Raw genomic sequence first — 22,104 nt, 5'->3', positions numbered from 1 at the left:
ACAAAAAAACCCAAACCGGGTAACGCTAAGTGCTTTTGTTTCTTTGGGGACGGCTTTAAGGTCCTGTACCCCGCACCCTTTTTAAAGGGTGTGTGACGCGCGACCTTGAGATAGGGGTGAGGGGTGGGGCAGATTTTTCAGGGATCGGTAAACAGTAAACAGTGAAAATACTCCTCACCTAATACCGCTTACTGCTTACCGATAACTTAATTATTGGCCATTACCCAATTAACTAGAGTGCGGACGGGAAAACCGGTGGCCCCGGAATTATTAACGCCATTTTCTTTATCGGACCAGACCGGTCCTGCGATATCTAGGTGGAGCCAGGGAGTATTATTAATGAATTGCTTCAAAAATAAAGCGGCTGTAATGGAACCGCCGGGGCGCGGGCCGGTGTTTTTCATATCGGCAATTTGAGACTTCATCCCCTCGAAATATTTTTCTTCTAGGGGCATTGGCCAGAATTTTTCGCCGGCTAATTTAGCGGCCTCTTGGAGTTGAACAGTGAGACTCTCATCGCTACTCCATAAACCGGCGATATCGTCCCCCAAAGCGATGACACAGGCCCCGGTTAAAGTGGCTAGATCCACGATCGCATCCACCTCTAATTTTTCCGCAAAAACCAAGCCATCGGCCAGGGTTAATCGTCCCTCGGCATCGGTGTTATTGACTTCAATAGTTTTGCCATTAGAAGCGGTTAAAATGTCCCCAGGGTGCATAGCGCGACCACTAATCATATTTTCTGTAGCCGGACAGATAAAGTGTACTTCCACTTCTGGCTGTAATTGGGCGATCGCCTTGGCTGCGCCTAGGGTGGCGGCACCACCCCCCATATCCATTTTCATGGTTTCGATGCCACTGCCGGCCCCTTTAATATTCAAACCGCCGGAATCAAAGGTTAAACTTTTGCCGACGATTGCTAGTTTACGTTTCGGGGTTCCTTGGGGTTTATAGATTAAATGAAGGAATTTCGGGGGAATATCCGAGGCTTTGGCCACTCCTAGGAAGGCTCCCATACCCAAGCTTTCGCATTCTTCCTGTTCCAGAATTTTGAGACTTAATCCGTATTCGGCGGCAATTTGCTCGGCGGTTTCTGCCATGGTTAGGGGGGTAACGGTGTTAGCGGGAGCATTGACTAATTCTCTGGCCAGAATCACCCCGGAACAGATTTGCTCGGCTTTGGCGATCGCAGATGTTTGCTCTCCTAAACCCAATAACTCGACGGTTGCTAATTTGGCTCCTTTTTCCTCCTTAGTGGACTTGAAGCGGGTATCCTGATGATTGGCCAGCAGCAGCCCTTCCGTGATTGCTCCGGCAGTGGCGGACTGATCGCCAACTACTGGTAAACTGATGGCCAGAGCTTGGCTTTTTTGTTGTTTGGCCAGACGAGCGATCGCAGCAGCCGCTAGACGCAGGGTTTGCAGGTCGAAATCGGCAGTTTTTCCCAATCCCACCAGGATTAATTTGCGAATCGGACCACCACCTAGACGAGTCGCCGCACTGCTGCCTAATTTTCCCTCGAATTCCGTCTCGGAGATGAGATCACCTAGGTTTCCCCCTAGTTTATCGTTTAATTCTGCCAATTCTCCTGCAATCTCGATGGTTCCTTCTGGTAAACCTAGGGCTAAAGTATCTCCTGTCCAAGTAAGGAGCGAGGTGTCAGTCGATCGAATATCCATTCTTTATCTCGATAATTCTTTGCAAATTGCTTCTATTAATCACTATACTGTAAGCTCTATCAGTTATCATCGATCATTTATTCAGGTTTACTGGCTCGCTGCCAAGAATCAAGGTCTAGCTGGCGCTAAAATCAATATCTAAAAATGTTGGGGTCAAGACCCTCTATTTTTGAATCACTAGACAAATAGTTATAATTTTCTCCCTGATCGATATGCTTGACAACCTTTCTAGCCAAGTTATCTCCCCCAATAATCCCCCTCAGATAGCTGACTCTAAAAAGTGTAACTGGATAGGGATTATAGAAGATAATCTCAAGTTATTATTCGCCGATCGAGAGGATGTGTTGATCGCCGCTACTGTTCCCCGGTCTGCTTTGATAGACAAGGCAACTATTCAGCTTAACCCCGATCTAATGGTGTTTTTTGACAGTGGCAAGGAACTGGGCAGCTTCTATCCCCAAGTAGTTTTTGATCTTCTTACTACTGAAAGAACTTTAAAAGAAATGATCAAAAAGTTAGATATCTATGAGAAATACGGGGTCTTGGAATACTATCTTTATGATCCCGTTCACAATCATCTTAGCGGTTGGCAAGCGAGGAAGTCTAACCTAGAAGTTATCGAGGTGATGGATAATTGGGCTCTTCGGTTGGTGTTATGCAATGGACGGGGATTATAAGGGATGGAACCCTTATAGCGGTAAGCGCTTGAGTGAGATACAAACCAAGCTTTGCCTAGCATGGTTTATAGCTCGTGACACTGTACCTCATACGACTGCACACCGCTATATATAGAAAAGCATTTAGCGATTTTTGTCAATTGTTTTTTATCTAGAGCGAACTAATCAATTAAGTCTCTTGCCAGATAAGGATTTAGTCGATTTATGCCCCCCTATCGAACCATAACAAGTAACGAAGAGCCGATAATTGGGTTAGTCCTCTTTTGGGGATTCGCTTTCAGTTATCCCCAGAAGATTGTCAGATTTATCAACCGGATGGCGAGGTATTTTTGACTTTTGTAGAGTGAGGAAAGAAACTCAAGCAAGTGCAAAAACGGGCAGAAATTGCTGAACAACGAGGGCAAATGCTAGAGGCAAAATTGCGAGCCTTGCGGGTGGAATTAGATTAAATTGGCTGCGGCTCAATTTGGTCGAAATATCTATATTACATTTTGGGCGCACGCGGTGCGCCCCTACCATTGGGAAATAACCTTATTGTAGCGGCGAATTGGCTTTGCCCTCTTTTAATAACTTCTGCTGCTCACCATCATTGCAAGAAAGTTGCAGATATGATGGAGCTGCCAAACCCTTGCTTAGAATACTTTGTATTCGCTTTTCAGCCGACCCTACTTAACAGGATTTGCTATAATGTATTCGCCAACTCTAAGTGGTCGAACAAAATTAAAGTTAACCGTGAGGCAAGGGAATAGACCAGAGGCAATAGTCAAGGCTCTCAGCTTTATTAATGTTTCTTAATACAAACGTATTTGTTGAGAGGGTTTCCGAGCAAATATGAAGTGTAAACTGATTAGGCATCGTCCGTAATTCCTGATCCTGACTGGGGATAACTGCCATGGCTTCTACTACTTAGAAAAAATTATCAAGTTTGTGTCGATCACTCAAGGAGAAATTTTTATGGAAATATCTCGTCCTAATCAAGCAGAATTAACCGCAGAAGAACAACAGGAACTAGAAAAGTTGCGCGCTATTATCGAACAGGCTAGTGTTGATGGCGTGATCACTCAAGGGGAAAGGGAAAGAATCGCCCTAGCTATGAGGTCTGATGGTAAAGTGACCCTAGAAGAATTAGAGTTAGTCAGAACTTTAATTACCGAAAAAGTGAGCAAAGGGGAATTGGTTCTGGATTATCTTTAAACTCTGGAAAATCAGATAAAAAAAGACGGGGTTTTCACCCCGTCCTATTTGTCAAGAATTATGACAAATCCTTGACTTGTGATACTAATTGTGCTACCACATCTTGAGCGCTACCAAAGAGCATAAAGGTTTTGGGATTGTAGAATAATTCGTTTTCTACCCCGGCAAAACCCGATCGCATACTGCGCTTAATCACGATCGTGTGCTGTGCCTTATCCACGTCGAGAATTGGCATTCCATAAATGGGACTAGCTTTATCGTGACGGGCAGCGGGATTAACCACATCATTCGCCCCAATAATTAAGGCCACATCGACGCGCTCAAACTCAGGATTAATATCATCCATATCGTAGAGTTGCGGATAGGGAACATTAGCTTCGGCCAGTAATACATTCATGTGTCCTGGCATTCTTCCCGCCACGGGGTGAATAGCATATTTAACCTCAACGCCATTTTTTTCCAACTGTTCAGCTAATTCTCGCACTGCGTGTTGTGCTTGGGCCACCGCCATGCCGTAACCGGGTACAATCACCACAGAACGCGCATAACCGAGCATCATTGCCCCTTCTTCTGAATCAATAGCATGAACTGATTTATCAAGGCTAGAAGTGGCGCTCGCTTCGCCTCCAGCACTAGCACCTGTACCAAATGCCCCAAATAGTACACTAGCCAGCGATCGATTCATGGCTTTACACATGATCTGAGTCAGGATAATCCCCGACGCACCCACCAAAGCACCAGCGATGATCAACATACTATTCATCAGGATAAAACCGACTACGCTGGCGGCAAGTCCCGAAAAAGAGTTTAAGAGGGAGATAACCACGGGCATATCGCCGCCGCCGATGGGAAGCACGAATAAAGCCCCGAAAATTAGGGAAAGTGCCACCAAGGTCAGGAAAACATCGATCGAGGTGGGATCAAAAAAGAGATAGACACTACCCCCTAAAAAGGTGAGTAGCAAGAGAATGTTAAAGGGTTGTTGGAAAGGAAAAGTTACGGGCGCGCCACTGATTAATTCCTGTAATTTGGCAAAAGCGAGGACACTACCGGTAAAAGTGACACCGCCGATCAATATACCCAAAATAGCGATCAGTATCGAGTCAAAGGCAATATTTTCACCACTTTGCAGTAAACGCCAGTATTCGCCAATGGCAATTAAAGCACTGGCAGCACCGCCTAAACCGTTAAAAATCCCCACCATTTGGGGCATAGCTGTCATCGGGACTTTTTGCGCCGAAACTAGGCCGATAATCGAGCCAATCACTAACGCCACGGCGATTAAACCATAGCTGAGGATTTCTTGATTGATTAAGGTGGCAATAATGGCGATTAGCATCCCGATGGCAGCCAGAAAATTGCCTTGACGGGCGGTAGCGGGGGAAGATAATTGTTTAAGACCGATGATAAATAAAATGGCGGCAAGTAGATAGGACAACTCGATCCCTGTGATAAGGGCATTATTCATGATTTAGCCTCTTTTTTCTTGAACATTTGCAGCATTCGATCGGTAACGACAAAACCACCGACCACGTTAACCATCGCCAAAATAACGGCAATTAACCCTAAAATTACGGTTAATTCGTGCCAATCCGTGCCTCCGGCGATGAGGAGCGCACCGACAACGGCGATACCTGAAATTGCATTCGCTCCCGACATCAGGGGTGTATGGAGAGTGGGAGGGACTTTATTGATTACCTCGAAACCGACAAAGGAAGCGAGGACAAATACCACTAAAGCGGTTAAAAGTTGGGCAGTCATTGGTTAAAGAAATAGGGGATAGGGTGTGGGGTGTGGGGTGTGGGGTGTGGGGTGTGGGGTGTGGGGTGTGGGGAGAATAAAGCTGCCTCCTGACGACCGACTCCTGCCTCCTGAATCCTGAATCCTGATAGCTAAAAAGCGGATAACTGTTCACTGAGGGCGGATTTAATGCGTTGGTTGCGGATTTCGCCGGCGTGGGTGACACAGGCACTATCAATGATGTCATCGGCAAAATCGAGGTTTAAACTGCCGTCTTTGCTGACTAGAAGCTGTAGCAGCATTTGCAGGTTTTTGGCGTACATCTGGCTGGCATTGGTGGCCACTGTGGCAGGAAGATTAACGGCTCCGACGATTTTTACCCCATTAACGATGATTTCTCGTCCCGGTTGGGTGTAGGCGCAATTTCCGCCCTGTTCCGCCGCTAAATCAACGATTACCGACCCCGGTTTCATGGTGGCGATCATTTCTTTGGTGACTAGCAGGGGGGCCTGTTTCCCCGGTACTTGGGCGGTGGTGATCACCACATCAGCCCGCTTAATTGGTTCGGCCAAGGCTTGACAAATGCGCTCCTGTGTGCTAAGAGAAACCTCTTTGGCGTAACCGTTATCGGCGACGGTATCTTCTTCTAGGGGCATTTCAATAAATTTCGCCCCGACACTCTGCACTTCTTCTTTGACTTGGGGACGAATATCAAAAGCCTCCACCACTGCCCCCAAACGGCGGGCGGTAGCGCAAGCTTGCAATCCGGCAACTCCTGCCCCCAATACCAGCACTTTGGCAGGGGCGATCGTCCCGGCGGCGGTAGTCATCATCGGGAACATTTTCGGCAGCTCAACGGCGGCGAGGAGTACCGCTTTGTAACCGGCGAGGTTAGCCTGAGAGGAGAGGGCATCCATGCTCTGGGCGCGACTACTGCGGGGAATTAATTCCATGCTCAAAGCGGTGATCCCTCGCTCGGCTAATTTGGCAATGCGCCGGGGTTGACGCAGGGGATCGAGAAAGCCGATGAGGATACCACCATTTTTCAGGCGATCGATCTCGCTATCGCTAGGAGGGACGACTTTGAGAATAATATCGGCAGTTTCATAGATATATTCGTTGTTTTCGCTCAGGGCGGCTCCCACGGCACTATAGGCACTATCGGCAAAGTTAGCGCTAATTCCCGCCCCATTTTCGACAATTACCTCAAATCCCGCCTTGACTAAACGGGCGACGGTATCCGGCACTAGCGCCACCCGCGCCTCGCCTTGGTCACTTTCTTTGATTACGCCGATTTTCATGGCTGGGTTTCTCCTTAGTAAGTCCTTCTCTTGTCTTATGCTGTTGGGGTAAGGGTTTCGTTAAATGCGATCGATCCCTTGGGATAATTTCGAGTCAAAATTGCTTTTCACTTCCATCCTAGCTATCCTCACCTTTCTGGCTCTTTTTCGGGGTAAATCTTAGGATTATCTTCAGAATTAAAGGGTTTTGAGCGGCACTGCTTGGGAATTTTTACCTAGTGATGAGGTAGTTGGGGAACGCTGGAATGGTTAACATTAGCCAGTTTTCGGTCGTTGATACCAGATTAAATTATACTTCATCTTTATGAGAAGGGCTGTAAGCTATTTCTCAGTTCTCCCTGACCGAGATTATAAACTAATAAGCCGAGAGACATTAAGGATAACATTGCCTCGATTCTTTGTGAGATTTTGAAAAAAAACTATTGTGCTATCCATTAAGAAATTACCTTAAAGTTTCTAAAATTAATGACAAAGGTAAATCGAGGGCTTGAGCAATTTGTTCAGCAGTTAGCCCTACTTGCACCAGTCTGGGAACGGTTTCTAGTTTTGCTTCTTTTAATTTTTCTTCAATCAACAAGTTTTCGGTTTCAATTATATCAGAATTATCCATGGCTAAGTTTTCAGGATATTGAGGGGAGTTGGGACAAAAATTAAGTTTTTCAATTTGTCCAGAATTAACCAAGTTATTGCTACTATTAGTAATTATTAATCTTTCAATTGCTGATCGAACATTTGATTTGTTTAAATCTTCGCCTAATGCTTCTGAGAGAATGTGCCAAAGTTCATAGGCTTTATCTCTAGCATGACCTTCAGAACATTTATACTCTTCTGCTATTTTTGCATATTTTTGTCCATTAAAAACACTTTGTAAAATGCCTAGTTGTAGGGTGTAAATGTGTTTTACTGTTTGACGAAAAACAAGATTATCAATCTCTTTGAAAACCTCTTGAGTGTTCCTATCTGATTATTTTAGAATTTTAAGCTTTACCTTCCGACATTATCCGTTATTTTCCGACTTTTGTAAAGAGGCTTAATAAAACTCCCGACAATTTCCGTTGTTTACCGTTTAGTAACTAGCATTTAATAAATAAAAAAATGAAGAATTAATTAAAGAACATATTGATAGTCGATCCAAATGTTATTTTTATGTCAGTCAGATAGACTAAAAACATCAAATGAAAGTAGAGTGTTAAATATGGCAAAAATTGACGGTATTCAATTACCTGCTGACTTAAGTGGTAGCTTAGGAGGCACTCCTGAAGAAGCGGCCAAAGTCTTTTTATCTGCAGCAAGTAAAGGTTTAGCTAAAGTTATTGCTGATGCACTTGTGGATGCAGTGGGAGAAACCATAGGAGATGGTGCCGCTCCTGATTGGACAAAATTAATTACAGGTGCTGCAATTAATCTAGACTGGGAAACACCGGCTAAAACTCTGCCTTTAAGAGTTGAACAAGGAAAGCCGAGCATTTTACAAGCAGCAGCTTTTTTAGCTTTTGTCAGCGATGATACCCTAGGGCAAGCCACTAGAATTAACAAAATCACTTGGATTAAACAAGAACAAACCCAATGGTGTTGGGCGGCTTCAATGCAGATGGTTTTTCAGCAAAATGATGACATCACAACGCAGCAATGTAACCTTGCCAATGTTGCTTTTGAATTAACAGGTTGTTGCAGTTCACCCAATAGTTCATTGTGCAATAAACCCTTGCCAATTCTTAATATTGCTCCTATGTGGGTAAGGTATAGTTTTAATCCAATTTATATTAATGGTTTGATTGAATTTACCACCTTACAAACTGAACTTGATAATCAACGTGCAGTAGAAATCGGTTTTAAATGGAATGGAGGAGGGGGTCATGCCGTTTTAGCAGTCGGTTGGGATATAATTGATTCAGTCCCCCAGGTCATCATTTATGATCCTTGGCGGGGTGAAATAATTATTCCCTACGATCGAGTTAAAACTGCCTATGGCGAAGGTCAATGGCGATGGACATGGATTAATATTAGGAGATAAACTAAAATGGCACATTTTAAAACTTTACCCGATGACGTTTTAACTCAATTACAAAGAAAAGTAGGTTTTAGCTTGTCTAGAATAACTGAGTCTCTCGGTGCAGTTTCCCCTGCTTTGCATGAAAGTGTAGATGTCTGGAATCTACCCGCAAATGCAGTGGTTGAACCAAGCAACGATTTAACCCGTTTAGCTCGTCCATCAGGGCAATGGCATCTGCAAGTAAAATCAGATAATACCCCGATCGCCTATGCTCGCTCTAGTAGCCTTGGCAGTGAACCTACAGATTGGTCTGTGGATGGAATTTTTCAATCGGAATTAGCAGAAAAATTCGATCAAGCTATTAGCTGGATTGATGAAAATATCCCTGAAGAAAATATCATAGTCAGATTATTAGTGATTCCAGCTTATCAAACCCATGCTTTATGGTTGATTGATGAAAGTAACATCAATAATCAAAAAATTCTTGTTATTGATGCTCCTCTTGAATATGGCTTTAATTTACCGACCAAGATCGATAAAACTCAAGAAATAGAGCAATTTCTTAACCAACTACGCTCGGTCAAACACGCTGAAGGATTAACGGAATAGGGTGGATAATTCTGCTCGGCAAAACCTAATCAGATGTTTAATATCGACAAAGCTGCCCTTGTCTAGTAATAAGAACATGGATAAGCTGCCCGCGTATTTAAATTGCTTGTTGAGATGATGCAAGAGGCAACACCCCCCTATCGTGTTCTGTGTCATAATAGTTATAATTTTGGTAGAAAGGTATATACTTTCCATCGAAAGCGATGTACTTTTCGTGAATTTGCCCCATAACCCGAATAGAGTTGGGGCTTGTTTTCTAGGTGGGTGGCGATCTTAAAATTCCCTTAATGTAGATATCAATTGCTCTTAACCTCATTTCGGGTTAAAAGACTTTCTACTCAGTCCCCCGATTTCCGCCCCTGCCATATCGCACTAAAAAGTATATGTTTTTAATTACATGGTGTATGTAATTAAAAATCCATCCCTTGAGAGAATTTTCTGTTGTGGGTAAAATAGGGAACTCGTGGTCGAGAATCAAAGTCATCTGGTGGTTGGCTCTGTTTCTTAGGAGAGCGTTATTAAGAATAAAAATTCGGTTGCGGGAATTTTTCATTGACAATCCAATTGCCCAGATCGCGAATTTTGTAATCCACAGGATCATGAAGGGTAAAAGTTCGTAGATTCCGCCAGTAGCGATCAAACCCGTAGGAACTCGATGTCGCCCTCGCCCCCATGACCTCGAACATTTGATTCACCACCTCTAATCCCACCCGTGTCGCCGCCACCTTGGCTACTGCGATCGCAATGGCACAGCGACCGCGCTTTTCTGCGGTGAGCTCCCATTGTTCCTCCCACGCGTCCTGTAGAATTTCCGTTGCTCGATCAACCAAACCCCTGGCCGCCTCTAAATCGACCCACAGACTGCCGTAACGATGGAGGAGATAGGGAGCTTCCGTCGCTCGCTCGACCCCGGCAGTTAGCCAAGGACGGGTTTGCTCTCTCGTGTACCGTCGTGCGGCCTCAAAAGCCCCCAGGGCAATCCCCAAGTAGATATTGGCTAGATTCAACTGGGTTAAACAGGCGCGGAAAGTGGCGAAAGGTGGCGCAGGAAAGGCTTGCGAACCGAAAAACTCGCGGGGGTAAATCGCCACATTATGAAACGAAACACTACCACTATCGGTTTGCCGTTGACCCATATTATCCCAATCGGCGTGCAGTTCTACTCCCTCACGCTGGGTGGGAACCACAAGAACCGATATTTTCCCCGTCTGCTGATCGATCGCCGTAACGGGTAAAATGTCAGAATCCCACGAACCTGAACAGAAGCTTTTCTTGCCTTCTAGTCGGAAAATATCGCCCTCGGAAGCGATCGCTGTCCGACGATCCAAGGGATTTAACGCATTCGCCCAAAACCAATTCTGTCGGATGGTTTCCTTGTAGTAGTATTCCTTCTGTTCGATCGTCCCGAAAAGATGGGGAACGATCACCCCAAGATGATGGTAGGAAAAAATATGAGCGATCGAGCTATCGACTTGGGCGAACTCTCGAACGATGCGAAATAAGGTAATCCAACTCTCGCCAGAACCACCGTATTCTCGGGGAATAATTAAGGTCAAAAGACCACTTTGGCGGAGGCGATCGCGCGCCAGTTTCGGGGTTCCACCCTGATGGTCTCGCTCCACTGCATCGATGGCGAATTCCGATGCCAGAGAAACCGCGAGAGATAGATAATAATCGGCAGACTGACTAGGGGATACTGACATGATCGAGATTCCTTAGATATATCGAATCCCCCTAAACAGGAAGGTATAGGGGGAAATTTTGTTGATTGCTAGAAGGTAAATGTGGTTCTCAGTGTACCGATAATAACACTGGTATTATTACTATTTTGACCGGGGTTGATCAGCCAAAATAAGCCAGGAGTGATGGCGATATTGTCATTAATTTGATATTTGTAAAAAGCCTCGACATGGATAGGTAAATCGGTGGCATCCGTGGGATTATTGGCTTGATAGGGCTGAACGCCAACCACGAGACCGCCCAGATTGCCATCTTTGCCCACATCGGGAAAGGCGAAACCTAGACTATAGTACCAAATGTCAGCATTTCCGGGGCCTTGGAGATTTCTAGAGTTGGTATAGCCCAGGAAACCATTAATCGCCAAGTTCGGCGTGATGGTAAAGAACCCCGACGCACCGAAGGAATCACTGATCAATGGGGTGCCAAAAGGATTATTAGCCTGCCTAGTGCCGACAATACCAAAACTACTGCCGATGTCAAATAAATCTCCCCGATTTTGGTAGGCGTGGACGTAGGTGATCCCGAAACCCGATCGAGAATCGAGCCAAGCGATTTGGGCGATCGCAGCGTATTGACCATTAAAAAGACCACTACCCGGATTGGGATCGGCATGATCCCCGGCCAGATAACCCAAGCTGGCGATCCAGCGATCGCTCAGTTGATAGTTAAAGCCACCTCCCGCACCCCCACCGATCTGGTAAATGGGGTTGGCGGACGCAAACACGCTTAGTGCTTTTCCGCCGCCCGTACCGCTATCGAGATAGGGGTTCAGCGTCGGGATAAAATCGTAGGTGACACCATTGACCGCTGCAATATAGGCGGAAATGCGATCGCCAATGGGAAAATAATAGGCGAGCCAACCGATATTGACATTATTGTCTAGAGAGGGAACTAGGTTAAAGGATTGAGTAGCTTCCGGAGTCCCATCCCCCAGATTAAATCGTCGGGCATTACCGGCATCTAACCGCACGTTTAACTGGTCTTTGCCCGTAAAACTGCTGACGAACCGAAGACGCACGCGATCTTGAAACACGGTATTGCTCCCCTCCCTCGCACCTTGAAAGGCGTTGGCGACCACGAAAATCGCCTCACCCAGTAGTTTCGTGGTCGTCGAAAAGGAATGGTCTTCTAGGAAAGCAGCCCGGTTTTCTAGGTTATCCACTCTCGCCCCTAAAGCCCCTAACTCGGCCTGAAATTCCTGGGCAAGGCGCTTGAGTGTATCGAGATCTGGTTGGGCGATCGAAACCCCTGCTTGCAGCGATCGCTCGATCGAGTTTAAACAAGCATTCAAACCGGCGGCAAATTCCCAACGGGTTAAGGCGCGGTCGCCCCGATAGGTGCGGTCGGGATAGCCGACAATACAGCCATAGCGTTCCACTAACGATCGCAGTGCCTCGAACGCCCAGCCCGTCGGCGGAACATCGGCAAGTTGGGACACAGAAGTGAGTTGCGCCATCGCTGGATCGGGATGGTTTTTCGACATATCGGTTAGCGGTAAACCCGAAGGGTCGATTTGAGCGAACGCGGGTACGGCAAAGAAAACGCTTCCCAGTAGGAGAGAAGGTCGCCATAACGAATTACAAGAGACAGAAACCATCGAAATCCTCACATCCAAAAAATAGAGATAGTCGGTGTTTTTTGGCCAGACGAATCCTCGGAACCGCGCTCGATCGATTCCAATATCTCCGGCAGCAATTGAGAAAGTCTCGTTATCCCAAGCCGGTGCTGTAGCAGAATTCCAGGGTAAAACCGCAGAATCCTAAGGCCTGGGGAATAGGAGTCCTATCTTGAGAACACGGGCAGAACTTCCGCCGCTTTGCCAACAGGCATTGCTCTTTTTCCGACCCCTACGCTAGAAAAGGGGAGTGATTAGCTAGGGTTTGCGGCAAAAAGTTTTTCGTGGGGGCAGGGTGTAGGGTGTGGGGTGTGGGGTGTAGGGTTTTACCGATTTTGAGGGGGTCAATTACCTAATTTTCAGGGAAAAAGTCCCTGAATTTTTCCCCCGATCACTCCCCTATCCATTACTTTTTGATGGCCAAAAGGTCTAAAAGTTTTACCCAACAAGGTTTTTAGATTTATTCAGCCAACCCTAGCTAAACGGCAACAGATGCCCTAGTTTTTCCCGCTTTGTCAGCAAATACTGTTGATTGTGGTAGTTTGGAGGCATGACGAGAGGGATTCGCTCGACAATGTTGATCCCCCAATCTCGGAGACCCTGAACTTTTTGGGGATTATTAGTTAGTAAACGGATATCGGCTACCCCTAAATCCTTGAGAATATGCGCTCCCAGCCGATAGGTACGCCCGTCCGCCTCGAATCCTAGCCTCCTGTTGGCATCTACCGTATCTAGGCCGAGATCCTGTAGGGAGTAGGCCTTGAGCTTATTGATCAGACCGACACCTCGTCCCTCCTGTGGAAGATAGACCACAACCCCTTGTCCGGCGGTTTCGATCGATTTCAGGGCGATATGCAGTTGTTGGCGACAATCACAACGGGAGGAACCGAGAACATCCCCGGTAAAACACTGGGAATGAATTCGGACCAGAGTCGTCCGCTCTCCGAATTTGTCTGGATCGCCTTTGATGATCGCCGTCGCTTCCGAACCATCGAGGAGGTCGCGATAGGCGTAGATATTAAATTCGCCGAATTCCGTAGGCAGACGGGCGATCGCTTCCCGCGATACCGAGGATTCTACCCCTTCGCGATAGCGGATCAGATCGGTGATTCGGATAATCGGTAGACCGTACTCGTCCGCGTAGCTCATCAACTCCGGTAAACGCGCCATCGAGCCGTTGGGGTTCTGGATCTCGCAGATGATTCCGGCGGGGTAGAGTCCAGCTAAACGAGCCAGATCCACCGCCGCCTCGGTATGTCCTGCCCGCTCGAAAACCCCACCCGCTCGCGCTCGGAGCGGGAAAATATGCCCCGGACGGCTGAGATCATCGGGGGTAGTGGTGGGGGAAAGCGCCACTTGGATGGTGCGGGAGCGATCGCTCGCCGATATCCCCGTAGTAACGCCGTGGTGGGGCGCCGCATCGATACTGACGGTGAAAGCGGTTTGATGGTGATCGCCATTTTTCTCCACCATCGGCGGTAATTGCAATTCGTCTAGGCGATCACCGGTCATGGCCAGACAGATCAACCCCCGGGCCCGGGTAGCCATGAAATTAATCATCGTCGGTGTGGCAAACTCGGCGGCGCAGATTAAATCCCCCTCGTTCTCTCGTTTTTCATCGTCCACGACGACGATGGCTTGCCCAGATCGTAGGGCATCGAGGGCCCGATCGACCAGGGTAAACCTCGGTTCGACCGGGTTCCGTCGCGCCAGGGTGATGATTCGAGAGGAAGAGGCAATCGATAGGGTAGGCTCGCTCATAAAAATAGTTCAGAGGAATCTTGACAAGCTGACACTTTTATGTATGTACGGGCAGGGGGGTAGGGGTTTTTTCCTTCGTGGCCGCTCGATGTAGGTTCACCGCAACGACGAAATCCCGTACCGCCTCTTGGGTTCTTTGCCCGATCTCCTCATCGGGTTGGAGTTGGCCAGAGGCCTGGAATTGCAATTGTTTATCGATCGCATAAATACCGCCGAGAATGTGACGCGCCTTCAGTTCCGAGAGAACCGGCTTGAGGGCATAATCGATCGCCAGTAGATGAGCGATCGTGCCGCCAGTGGCGATCGGCAGTACCACTTTGTTGGCGAACGCCCCCTGCGGCAGTAAATCCAAGAAAGCTTTCAGCAGTCCGGTGTAGGCGGCCTTGTAGATCGGGGTGGCTACGATAATCCCGTCGGCCTGTCCTAGTAGAGCTTTTATCGGTTCTAGGGCCGGACTATCGTAGCGTCCGTAGATGAGGTCTTCCGGCGAGAAGTCCCGCACGGCGATCGTATCGGTATGAAATCCCTCTTTTTCTAGGAGTTCGTTGACGTATTGAACGAATCCGTAGGTTTTAGAAGGAGCGGTGGGATTGCCAGCGATCGAGAGAATATTCGCCATGGTAAATCTCCTAGATTGGTAATAATGGGTAATAACGGTCTCGCGGATCAGGAACGAGATACGGCTTCGGCAGGGCGATCAGCGGTTATCTCAGCGCGACTTTGCCAGAGTCCGATCCCGTCGTACAATCCCGGGGCCATGAGAAACACCTGCACCCAGAGAATATCGAACCACCAGTACAGTCCCGGTCGGATATTGGCCCGACCGAAGAGGACTTCCGTTGCGGCGTAAAGAATCAGCGAGATGACCAAACTAATCACCGATGTAATGATTCCCTTGGCCGGTTGGGCAAGTCCTTGAAAGGGCCAGAGATTGAATTGCCAGAGTAAACCCAAACCCACCGTTGTCCAGATGGCGGCGAAGGTCGGGCCGGTCGCCGTGGTGAATAAATCCATCCCCGCCAGCCGGAGAAAAAACGCCATCAGGAGGGTGAGAAATAATACCGCCCCGGTAGGTCGAAAGCCCAGACGCGGCATGGTTAGGCCCAGTTGAGCGAGCGGCCAGCGATCGAAAAAACTACCGAATACCGTGGAGAGGGGATACCAGTACCAAGGAATATAGAACGGTTTTAATCCCCAGAGCTGCGGTAGAAAAGTGAGGGCGGGAGCGACCATAAAAACGGCAAAAAAGATGTTGAGAAATCCACTGGTGGGATGTCGGTCTTGGAGTTCTTCGGAAGCCACGATCGTGTTATCGAAAAAGAACAGACTGGCACAGGCGGCAACAATCGCGGTTTGTCCCCACAAACCTACGGGGGTATCGGTGAGACGGGCGGGGGTGAAGATAAATTTCCACGCTTCTCCAGTGAGATAGACCAACAGCAGCAAGATCGCTAAATTAACGGTTCCCCGTCCGAAGCGATGGGAAAAAAATCGAGAACCCGGATAGCCATTTAGGGAAAAACCCAGATGCCACCACCAGACAAAACAGAGGGTGATATAAACTAATTTTTCGTTTACATCTAGAGCGAATAGGCCCGTGAAGATCAGTTCAAAAACCAGACTGACCACAGCGATAATGCCGATGAACAAGAGTCCCTTAAAGGGTTGATTTTTCCAGATATTCCGTTTCTGGAGCGGATGGGCAACACTCATATTTCCTCTACAGTAGTGTGACCGATCGAAGGTAGAAATCAGGAGGAGAGGGAGGGCGCTCCCCTTCCTCCCGCAGACTTATAGCCAAGGATGGCGGGGCGGGTTGGCACCGTTGAGGAAGTAATTGCCGATCGCATAGTATTTCCAGCGCACCGGATCGTGGAGGGTGTGGGCGCGGGCGTTGCGCCAGTGGCGATCGTAGTTAAATTCCTCTAGGGTGGACTTCGTGCCGGCCAGTTCAAAGAGTTTATTGGTGGCCAGTAGGGAGGCTTCCGTGGCGATCGCTTTGGCCTCGGCGACGGCGATCGACGATTCCACTACTTTCGCCTCCTCTAACCCGGATTCATAGGCCGCGTCGATAAATTCCCCGGCCCGCCGTAGTAGGGCTTCCGCCGCGTGGATTTGTAGGATCACGTTGCCCAGATTGTAGAGAGTCAGGGGATCTTCAAAACCCTTCTCCTGGTTACTATCCACCCAGGGACGGGTATGGTTGCGGACGAAATACAGGGTATCGCGCAGGGCGGCCTTGGCGATGCCCACGTCTACCGCCGCTTGGATAATCTGTGCCACCGCACCCATCGGGGTCGCCCGTTCAAAAGCTAGATAGTGAGGGATGACGTGTTCCGGTTTCACCAGGACATTTTCGAGAATCGTCGTGCCGCTCGCGGTGGTGCGTTGACCGAAACTCGTCCAATCATCGAGCAGAGTCAAGCCTTCCGCGTCCCGTTCCACAAAGGCGACGATCGTATTGCCGTTCTCATCGGCGGCGATCGTGGGAATCCAATCGGCCAGCAGGGCGCCGGCGGAGTAATACTTGCGTCCGTTGAGAACGTAGCCATCGCCCGAGCGAGTTAATTTGGTTTGCACGTCCGTCACTGACTTGGTGCCGATCTCCGAGAAGGCGTTCCCAAACCGTTTGCCTTGCAGTACCAAGTCAAAGAAAAATCGCTTCTGTTCCTCCGTACCGTCGAGCCGGATCGCTTCCACCATATAGAGGTGATTCTGGGGAATCTGTCCCAAACTAGAATCCGCTTCGGCAATAATGGCGATCACTTCCCCTAGGGTGGCGTAGGATACGCCCGCACCCCCGTATTCCTTGGGAACGATGATCCCCCATAGCCCGCTGCGCGAGAATTTTTTTACCTCTTCCACCGGTAGACGGCGTTCGCGATCGCGGAGGGAATCCTCGTGGAGAAATTCTGCGGCCAGTTCTTTGGCCACAGCGATCGCTTCTCGATCGTCTTGAATCAGATGGGCGGTCGGTTCCGTTTCAACATTTACTAACGTGGTCATGGTTACTACTCCTAGACTGTGAGATAGAGTGGCCTAGCTTTTAATACAGAGAGCGCGAGGACTGATATCTCGCCCTACGGGCCAAAACTTGCCGGTATTTCTGGATATCGCGGTTCATGGCGAAAATGGGAACGAGAGGGCCGAGCAAACAGACGATCGGGCCGATATACAAGAACCTCCAGCCGAATCCGTAGGAAGTAATGATCAGAGCCGAACCGATAATCCAACCGAAGGCTCCATAGAGTAAGGCATGGTTTTCCTGGCTCCCTTCTAGATTCCCCTCTTCTTCCTCCTCTTCGAGTCCATAGGTTGCCGAAGCGTAGGTCAACACGAGATACATTCCCCGCAGAAAGAAAATCGTGATGATAGCGGCAATAACACCGGCGATAATGGTGGTCGGGGAATAGGGATTTTGAGTTAGGGGACGACTAGGGAGACTTTGGGCGGGAACCGCTCCGGCATAGAAAACCGTGAGCATCGTGCCGCCCAGGAAATAGCCGAGCCGCTTCGCCCAAGTCCGCAAGGAGGGCGGTATCATCTGCAAGAGACTATTCATGATCGTGATTCTGTGAAAACTTATCGCAGCGCGACAGAAGAAGTGTCCGGTATCTCGGATAGATCCTGTGCCTGACGTAGTTGGGTGTAATCGAAGCGTCGGGAATTGGTCAAGGCAATCACAATTGGGACGATCGTGCTGACTGCGACTACCGTATAGGTACCGATCTCCTCGCCGAACTTGGCGAGGGCGAAAACCCCGGCAATCAGACCGATGATCGTCCCGGCGGTAAAGGCCGTGGCATTCATTCGCGACCAGATGATCGACAGTATCAGGGGTACGAGAACGGCGGCGCGGATGATGGAAGTCCCCAGTACCAGCGTCACCAGATCGATTCCCGATAGCACCACCGCCACCGAAATTCCCGCCGCTAAGACCATCGAAAACCGCGTCCAAGCGAAGAGGGAGCGATCGGAAATAGCGGGGAACAGGGGCTTGATCACATCCACCGCAGAAACCGAACTAACCGCCGCCAATGTGCCGTCACAGGTGGAATAGCAGGCGGACAGCACAATGATCACGAACAGGTAGATCACCCAATCGGGCAAGCCTAAATGGGAAATCAAAAAAGGACCCAAGGCGGCGGGATCACCACCAAGATCCCGGGCCAGATCCACCTTGAGCGCGATGCCCACCAGCCCTACTACCCCTAGACAGAGGGCGACCACATAGTAGAGTCCCCCACCCCAGAAAAAGGTTTTGCCTAATTCCCGTTCTTTGATCCCCCAAGCCACCTGCCAGAATTCCTGTCCGGCGATCGTGGCAGTAATCAGCGCGAGGGCGAAGGTTAAGCCGAAATTCTGGAAGGCATCCGGTCGCGTCACCGAAAGAAGTTCGCCGCCCTGACTCTGTACGGTGTGCCACACGGCTTCCGCCCCTCCCACCTGGCCTAAGACCGCCGTGGTGACCAGGACAGAGGGAACCATAATCAGCAAACACATCAAGGTAGAAGTAGCCATGGATGCCCAAAGTCCCCCTAAACTGATGTACAGGAGAATGACGATCGAGGAGATGGTTGCGACTACCCCCTCCGGAAGACCGAAGATCGTGGCCACCATCAGGGATGCTCCCTTGAGATTCACTGTGACAATTTGGATCGCCCCGAAGAGGATACCAGCGACTACGACCACGCGAGCCAATTTTGCTCCCGCGTAACGAGCGGAGATAAACTCGCTGATGGTATAACCGTGGGGCATCAATCGCCGTAACTTTTTGGCAAAGGGAATCACGGCAATGACCGCCGCACCATTGGGGACGGTAAACCAAAATAAGCCCGATAATCCGTACTTAAAGGTGACTCCGATCGGCAGTAAAATCCCGATCACCCAAGTCCAGACGGAAAGCAAGCCGGCAATCCCGAATCCTAAACCCAGCTTGCGACCGGCAATCACAAAATCGTGGGTGTTTTTTACCAGTTTCCACTTAGCGTAGTAGGAAACAATCAACATAGCCAGACCTAACGCGATCAGGGTGACAATTCCCTCGATCGGTCCAAGTAGAGCTGCCTGAGCGAAACTAATCCCTTCCATTACGATTTGATTTTTTCCTTGTGTATTTCTTTCTTTCGCTTAAACCAGGGCGAACTCTTCTCTGGGGGAACGACGGGATTCCAGTTGCCGCACGAGCGGGATCACCTCGCGACCGAAGGCGGGTAAATCGTCCGTATAGTGCAGGAAACCACCGAGAATCAAATCGACCCCCACGGCGTGAAACTGCTGGATTTTTTCCGCTACCTGTTCTTTTGTGCCGATCAGTCCGGTACGGAATCCATCGTTGTACTGTACTAGATCTTCAAAGTTGGAGTTGGCCCACATTCCCACTTTTTCACTGGTGGCGGAACCTGCTTGTTTGACTGCTTCGCCAAATCCTTGCACGGCCTCTTTGTCGGCTTTAGCGATAATCTCCCGCAGTAACTCGTGGGCTTCTTTTTCGGTATCACGGACGAGGATAAAGGCGTTGAGACCGAACTTGATACTACGGCCGGCTTGACGGGCAAGGGCGGAAACTTCCTCGATCTGTTCGCGGACTCCCTCGATCGAGTTGCCGTTCATGAAATACCAGTCCGATACCCGACCGGCCATCTGTCGGGCGGCTTTGGAGTTACCCCCCTGAAAGATTTCGGGATGGGGATGATTATTAACGGGGCGGGGTTTGACCCAACCGCCGTTGATGCGATAAAAATCCCCTTTGAAGTGGAATTCGTCTTCTGTCCACAGTCCCTTGAGGATGCGAATGAATTCCTCGGAGCGTCGATAGCGTTCATCGTGATCGAGCCAAGGTTCACCATAGATGGTGAATTCACCCTTGAACCAGCCACTGACGATGTTGAGGGCGAAACGACCTTTGGAAATGAAATCGATCGTCGAGCCGATTTTGGCGACGACCCCGGGATGCCATAAACCGGGATGGACGGCGGCGATTAGGGTGATTTTCTTGGTTACGGGGGCTAGGGCGGCGACGGTGGCAAAGGCCTCTAGTTGATACTCCGCGCCGTAGCTGGCGATGAATCGGGCTTGGGCTAACGCGTACTCGAACCCGACTTCTTCGGCAGTCTGTGCCAGCCAAGCGTTGTAATCGTAGGTCCAATCGGTGTTTTGCGGGATTTTACTCACCACTAACCCGCCACTAACATTGGGAACCCAGTAAGCGAACTTAATATCTACCATGATTCGGTTACTCCGTGATGGAAACTATTGGTTCGACCGCTTCACCGTTCGCAAGAATCCAGTGTACACGGTCATTTCGGACGATCTCTTTCGTGTTCGTCTGGAGGAGCGATCCCGTTTTTGGCGATCGCCAAGCACCCTAACTCAAGTCTTTAGAATGCTGTTTCTAGCAAGATTCGAGTTACCTATATCGGGGTCAAAACTCGCTCTCTCTCAAGCCTGGAGCCGAGAACTACTGTAATTCGACCGAAATATAGTTGATTGCCTTTCAGTGTAATCACTACTCAAGGATGACGTCGTAGTTTGATACACCCCGATTGACTTTTTCTATGCCATTTTGGAATACGGTGCGTCTTCCAGGGGTACTCCAATCGAACCTCAATACCTGATATTCCAAATCGTGATAGACAAGAGGAATTTCGGTATAAGGAAAAATAACGCTTCTGGGGAAGGAACATGATAGAGTGATGGCTCCTAAAAAACACGTCTCCCTCGTGGGTATTGGAAAACACCTATGCCGCTTCAGTTTGGAATTTGGGCACCCGTTTGTGGTGGATGGTTGCGAGTGATTAACCCGGAGAGAAATTGGTCGATTTCCGATCTGGTCGAGTTGGCCGTTCAAGCCGATCGAGTGGGCTATGATTTCTATTACATTCCCGAACACTATCTCAATGCGGTACACGGGCCGGATCATGACGTAACTGACGCTTGGCTCACGGCTGGCGCGGTGAGTTTAGCGACCCAAGAGATTAAAATCGTCACGGCCGTACAACCGGGGTTTAAATTGCCCGCCGTGGTGGCCAAGCTCAGTGCCGCTCTCCAGAATCAACCCGGTGGAGGCCGGTTCGGTTTGAGCGGGATCGCGGGGTGGTGGCAACTAGAAGTGGAAAGCTACGGTGATGTTTGGCTCGCCCACGGCGATCGCTACGCTAGATTAGAAGAATATCTTCAGATTATTCGGGGATTATGGACGACTGCCGATTTTAATTATCGGGGCAAATATTACACGATCACCCAGGGCATTTTAGCCGAGCGACCGACACCGCTTCCTCTCGTTTTTATTGCGGGAGAATCGGAACGAGCGATCGATCTAGCGGCTCGTTTGGGGGATTATCTTTTTATTAATGCGGATGATGTGGAAAAAACGGCCGCGCTGGTGGAGAAGGTAAAACGCTGGGCGAGCGATCGCTATCAACGGCAGATTCAAGTAGCGATGAGCGCTTTCGCCATTGTCCGCCCTACCACGGTCGAAGCCGAGTCCAGACTAGACAAGATTTATCGCGCTGCCGACACTCGAAAAATTCGTTATTTCCAACAACAAATCGATGCCAATGCAGTAGCCCACAATAAACTAGATATCGGTCAAACGATCGAGGCAAATCTTGGCCTCTCGGCTCGATTTGTCGGCGATCCACAGACGGTGATCCGTCGCTTGAGAGACTACGAATCTATCGGGGTTGACCTGATTATCTTCAAGTTTGAATCCACCCGGGAAGATGCTCTCTATTTTCATCAACAGGTGATCGATCGATACTCACACCCCTATCCTTTAATTTCTCGGTGAATT

At 49.0% G+C, this 22,104-nt stretch carries 20 protein-coding genes and 1 pseudogene; 6 read left to right on the top strand and 15 right to left on the bottom strand.

From position 1 onward, the window contains the following. Positions 1 to 206: 206 nt before the first annotated feature. Positions 207 to 1,679, bottom strand: coding sequence for a leucyl aminopeptidase (locus O9290_RS08095; RefSeq protein ID WP_288057853.1), 1,473 nt, complete (start codon positions 1,677 to 1,679; stop codon positions 207 to 209). 212 nt (positions 1,680 to 1,891) lie between these two features. Between O9290_RS08095 and O9290_RS08090 the strand changes: the two genes are divergently transcribed. Next, positions 1,892 to 2,356: a Uma2 family endonuclease gene (locus O9290_RS08090; RefSeq protein WP_288057850.1), complete on the top strand. Its 465-nt coding sequence runs from the start codon at positions 1,892 to 1,894 to the stop codon at positions 2,354 to 2,356. Between the two features lie 954 nt (positions 2,357 to 3,310). Beyond that, positions 3,311 to 3,550 carry a hypothetical protein gene (locus O9290_RS08085; RefSeq protein ID WP_002757689.1) on the top strand — a complete coding sequence of 80 codons (240 nt, stop codon included), beginning with the start codon at positions 3,311 to 3,313 and terminating at the stop codon, positions 3,548 to 3,550. A gap of 58 nt (positions 3,551 to 3,608) precedes the next feature. Here O9290_RS08085 and O9290_RS08080 read toward each other — a convergent pair whose 3' ends face one another. The 5 genes from O9290_RS08080 to O9290_RS08060 all read right to left on the bottom strand — a co-directional run bounded on the left by O9290_RS08080 (position 3,609) and on the right by O9290_RS08060 (position 7,522). Further along, complete coding sequence (locus O9290_RS08080) at positions 3,609 to 5,018, bottom strand: NAD(P)(+) transhydrogenase (Re/Si-specific) subunit beta (RefSeq protein ID WP_002757688.1); 1,410 nt, start codon at positions 5,016 to 5,018, stop codon at positions 3,609 to 3,611. After that, a complete protein-coding gene (locus tag O9290_RS08075; RefSeq protein ID WP_002733247.1) occupies positions 5,015 to 5,311 on the bottom strand; it encodes an NAD(P) transhydrogenase subunit alpha part 2 in 297 nt (98 codons plus the stop codon). The genes O9290_RS08080 and O9290_RS08075 overlap by 4 nt, the downstream gene beginning before the upstream one ends. Then, entirely contained in the window at positions 5,238 to 5,465 is a 228-nt protein-coding gene (locus tag O9290_RS08070; protein ID WP_288055961.1) for a hypothetical protein, read from the bottom strand. The genes O9290_RS08075 and O9290_RS08070 overlap by 74 nt, the downstream gene beginning before the upstream one ends. Continuing rightward, positions 5,443 to 6,591, bottom strand: coding sequence for a Re/Si-specific NAD(P)(+) transhydrogenase subunit alpha (locus O9290_RS08065; protein ID WP_288055963.1), 1,149 nt, complete (start codon positions 6,589 to 6,591; stop codon positions 5,443 to 5,445). Before O9290_RS08065 ends, O9290_RS08070 begins: the two co-directional genes overlap by 23 nt. A 442-nt stretch (positions 6,592 to 7,033) precedes the next feature. Further along, the gene (locus O9290_RS08060) at positions 7,034 to 7,522 is read right to left on the bottom strand and encodes a helix-turn-helix domain-containing protein (protein ID WP_288055987.1); all 489 of its coding nucleotides are present in this window, start codon (positions 7,520 to 7,522) and stop codon (positions 7,034 to 7,036) included. A gap of 264 nt (positions 7,523 to 7,786) precedes the next feature. Between O9290_RS08060 and O9290_RS08055 the strand changes: the two genes are divergently transcribed. After that, complete coding sequence (locus O9290_RS08055) at positions 7,787 to 8,605, top strand: C39 family peptidase (protein WP_288055965.1); 819 nt, start codon at positions 7,787 to 7,789, stop codon at positions 8,603 to 8,605. A gap of 6 nt (positions 8,606 to 8,611) precedes the next feature. Beyond that, on the top strand, positions 8,612 to 9,193 hold the full coding sequence (locus tag O9290_RS08050) for a hypothetical protein (protein ID WP_288055967.1): 582 nt from the start codon (positions 8,612 to 8,614) through the stop codon (positions 9,191 to 9,193). 518 nt (positions 9,194 to 9,711) lie between these two features. On the opposite strand, the gene O9290_RS08045 is transcribed toward O9290_RS08050, so the two are convergent. The 9 genes and pseudogenes from O9290_RS08045 to sfnG all read right to left on the bottom strand — a co-directional run bounded on the left by O9290_RS08045 (position 9,712) and on the right by sfnG (position 20,537). After that, entirely contained in the window at positions 9,712 to 10,896 is a 1,185-nt protein-coding gene (locus O9290_RS08045; protein WP_288055969.1) for an acyl-CoA dehydrogenase family protein, read from the bottom strand. Positions 10,897 to 10,964: 68 nt separating this feature from the next. Beyond that, on the bottom strand, positions 10,965 to 12,614 hold the full coding sequence (locus O9290_RS08040) for an iron uptake porin (RefSeq protein ID WP_502846453.1): 1,650 nt from the start codon (positions 12,612 to 12,614) through the stop codon (positions 10,965 to 10,967). A 423-nt stretch (positions 12,615 to 13,037) separates the two neighbouring features. Beyond that, a pseudogene (locus O9290_RS08035) lies at positions 13,038 to 14,261 on the bottom strand (bifunctional 3,4-dihydroxy-2-butanone-4-phosphate synthase/GTP cyclohydrolase II); the annotation flags it as partial. An 85-nt stretch (positions 14,262 to 14,346) separates the two neighbouring features. After that, positions 14,347 to 14,928, bottom strand: coding sequence for an NADPH-dependent FMN reductase (gene ssuE / locus O9290_RS08030; RefSeq protein ID WP_012265981.1), 582 nt, complete (start codon positions 14,926 to 14,928; stop codon positions 14,347 to 14,349). 47 nt (positions 14,929 to 14,975) lie between these two features. Continuing rightward, positions 14,976 to 16,022: a hypothetical protein gene (locus O9290_RS08025; protein WP_016514572.1), complete on the bottom strand. Its 1,047-nt coding sequence runs from the start codon at positions 16,020 to 16,022 to the stop codon at positions 14,976 to 14,978. A gap of 78 nt (positions 16,023 to 16,100) precedes the next feature. Then, on the bottom strand, positions 16,101 to 17,315 hold the full coding sequence (locus O9290_RS08020) for an SfnB family sulfur acquisition oxidoreductase (RefSeq protein ID WP_288055971.1): 1,215 nt from the start codon (positions 17,313 to 17,315) through the stop codon (positions 16,101 to 16,103). A 40-nt stretch (positions 17,316 to 17,355) separates the two neighbouring features. Next, the gene (locus O9290_RS08015) at positions 17,356 to 17,871 is read right to left on the bottom strand and encodes a hypothetical protein (protein ID WP_288055974.1); all 516 of its coding nucleotides are present in this window, start codon (positions 17,869 to 17,871) and stop codon (positions 17,356 to 17,358) included. Between the two features lie 20 nt (positions 17,872 to 17,891). Further along, positions 17,892 to 19,400 (bottom strand): sodium:solute symporter family protein, encoded by a 1,509-nt coding sequence (locus O9290_RS08010; RefSeq protein WP_288055976.1) that lies wholly within the window; start codon positions 19,398 to 19,400, stop codon positions 17,892 to 17,894. Positions 19,401 to 19,439: 39 nt separating this feature from the next. Next, positions 19,440 to 20,537, bottom strand: coding sequence for a dimethylsulfone monooxygenase SfnG (gene sfnG, locus O9290_RS08005; protein ID WP_288086892.1), 1,098 nt, complete (start codon positions 20,535 to 20,537; stop codon positions 19,440 to 19,442). On the opposite strand from sfnG, the gene O9290_RS08000 reads away from it, so the two are divergent. Together O9290_RS08000 and O9290_RS07995 are read left to right on the top strand one after the other, a co-directional pair. After that, positions 20,536 to 20,778, top strand: a complete 243-nt coding sequence (locus tag O9290_RS08000; protein WP_125730319.1) for a hypothetical protein — start codon at positions 20,536 to 20,538, stop codon at positions 20,776 to 20,778. The genes sfnG and O9290_RS08000 overlap by 2 nt on opposite strands. 273 nt (positions 20,779 to 21,051) lie before the next feature. Beyond that, a complete protein-coding gene (locus O9290_RS07995; RefSeq protein WP_288055981.1) occupies positions 21,052 to 22,101 on the top strand; it encodes an LLM class flavin-dependent oxidoreductase in 1,050 nt (349 codons plus the stop codon). Positions 22,102 to 22,104: the final 3 nt, after the last annotated feature.

Source organism: Microcystis sp. LE19-41.2A (genome assembly GCF_027530405.1).
GTDB classification, from domain to species: Bacteria; Cyanobacteriota; Cyanobacteriia; order Cyanobacteriales; family Microcystaceae; genus Microcystis; species Microcystis aeruginosa.
Note: the sequence above shows the minus strand (reverse complement) of the source record. Positions and strands in the feature narration are given on the sequence as shown.

What these genes read in the sequence shown, in the direction of transcription:
- O9290_RS08075 (WP_002733247.1), bottom strand. Translation starts at nt 5,311, where the DNA reads ATGACTGCCCAACTTTTAACCGCTTTAGTGGTATTTGTCCTCGCTTCC.
- O9290_RS08050 (WP_288055967.1), top strand. Translation starts at nt 8,612, where the DNA reads ATGGCACATTTTAAAACTTTACCCGATGACGTTTTAACTCAATTACAA.
- O9290_RS08020 (WP_288055971.1), bottom strand. Translation starts at nt 17,315, where the DNA reads ATGACCACGTTAGTAAATGTTGAAACGGAACCGACCGCCCATCTGATT.
- O9290_RS08055 (WP_288055965.1), top strand. Translation starts at nt 7,787, where the DNA reads ATGGCAAAAATTGACGGTATTCAATTACCTGCTGACTTAAGTGGTAGC.
- O9290_RS08045 (WP_288055969.1), bottom strand. Translation starts at nt 10,896, where the DNA reads ATGTCAGTATCCCCTAGTCAGTCTGCCGATTATTATCTATCTCTCGCG.
- O9290_RS08090 (WP_288057850.1), top strand. Translation starts at nt 1,892, where the DNA reads ATGCTTGACAACCTTTCTAGCCAAGTTATCTCCCCCAATAATCCCCCT.
- O9290_RS08000 (WP_125730319.1), top strand. Translation starts at nt 20,536, where the DNA reads ATGATTCGGTTACTCCGTGATGGAAACTATTGGTTCGACCGCTTCACC.
- O9290_RS08095 (WP_288057853.1), bottom strand. Translation starts at nt 1,679, where the DNA reads ATGGATATTCGATCGACTGACACCTCGCTCCTTACTTGGACAGGAGAT.
- O9290_RS08010 (WP_288055976.1), bottom strand. Translation starts at nt 19,400, where the DNA reads ATGGAAGGGATTAGTTTCGCTCAGGCAGCTCTACTTGGACCGATCGAG.
- O9290_RS08080 (WP_002757688.1), bottom strand. Translation starts at nt 5,018, where the DNA reads ATGAATAATGCCCTTATCACAGGGATCGAGTTGTCCTATCTACTTGCC.
- O9290_RS08025 (WP_016514572.1), bottom strand. Translation starts at nt 16,022, where the DNA reads ATGAGTGTTGCCCATCCGCTCCAGAAACGGAATATCTGGAAAAATCAA.
- O9290_RS08085 (WP_002757689.1), top strand. Translation starts at nt 3,311, where the DNA reads ATGGAAATATCTCGTCCTAATCAAGCAGAATTAACCGCAGAAGAACAA.
- ssuE (WP_012265981.1), bottom strand. Translation starts at nt 14,928, where the DNA reads ATGGCGAATATTCTCTCGATCGCTGGCAATCCCACCGCTCCTTCTAAA.
- sfnG (WP_288086892.1), bottom strand. Translation starts at nt 20,537, where the DNA reads ATGGTAGATATTAAGTTCGCTTACTGGGTTCCCAATGTTAGTGGCGGG.
- O9290_RS07995 (WP_288055981.1), top strand. Translation starts at nt 21,052, where the DNA reads ATGCCGCTTCAGTTTGGAATTTGGGCACCCGTTTGTGGTGGATGGTTG.
- O9290_RS08065 (WP_288055963.1), bottom strand. Translation starts at nt 6,591, where the DNA reads ATGAAAATCGGCGTAATCAAAGAAAGTGACCAAGGCGAGGCGCGGGTG.
- O9290_RS08015 (WP_288055974.1), bottom strand. Translation starts at nt 17,871, where the DNA reads ATGAATAGTCTCTTGCAGATGATACCGCCCTCCTTGCGGACTTGGGCG.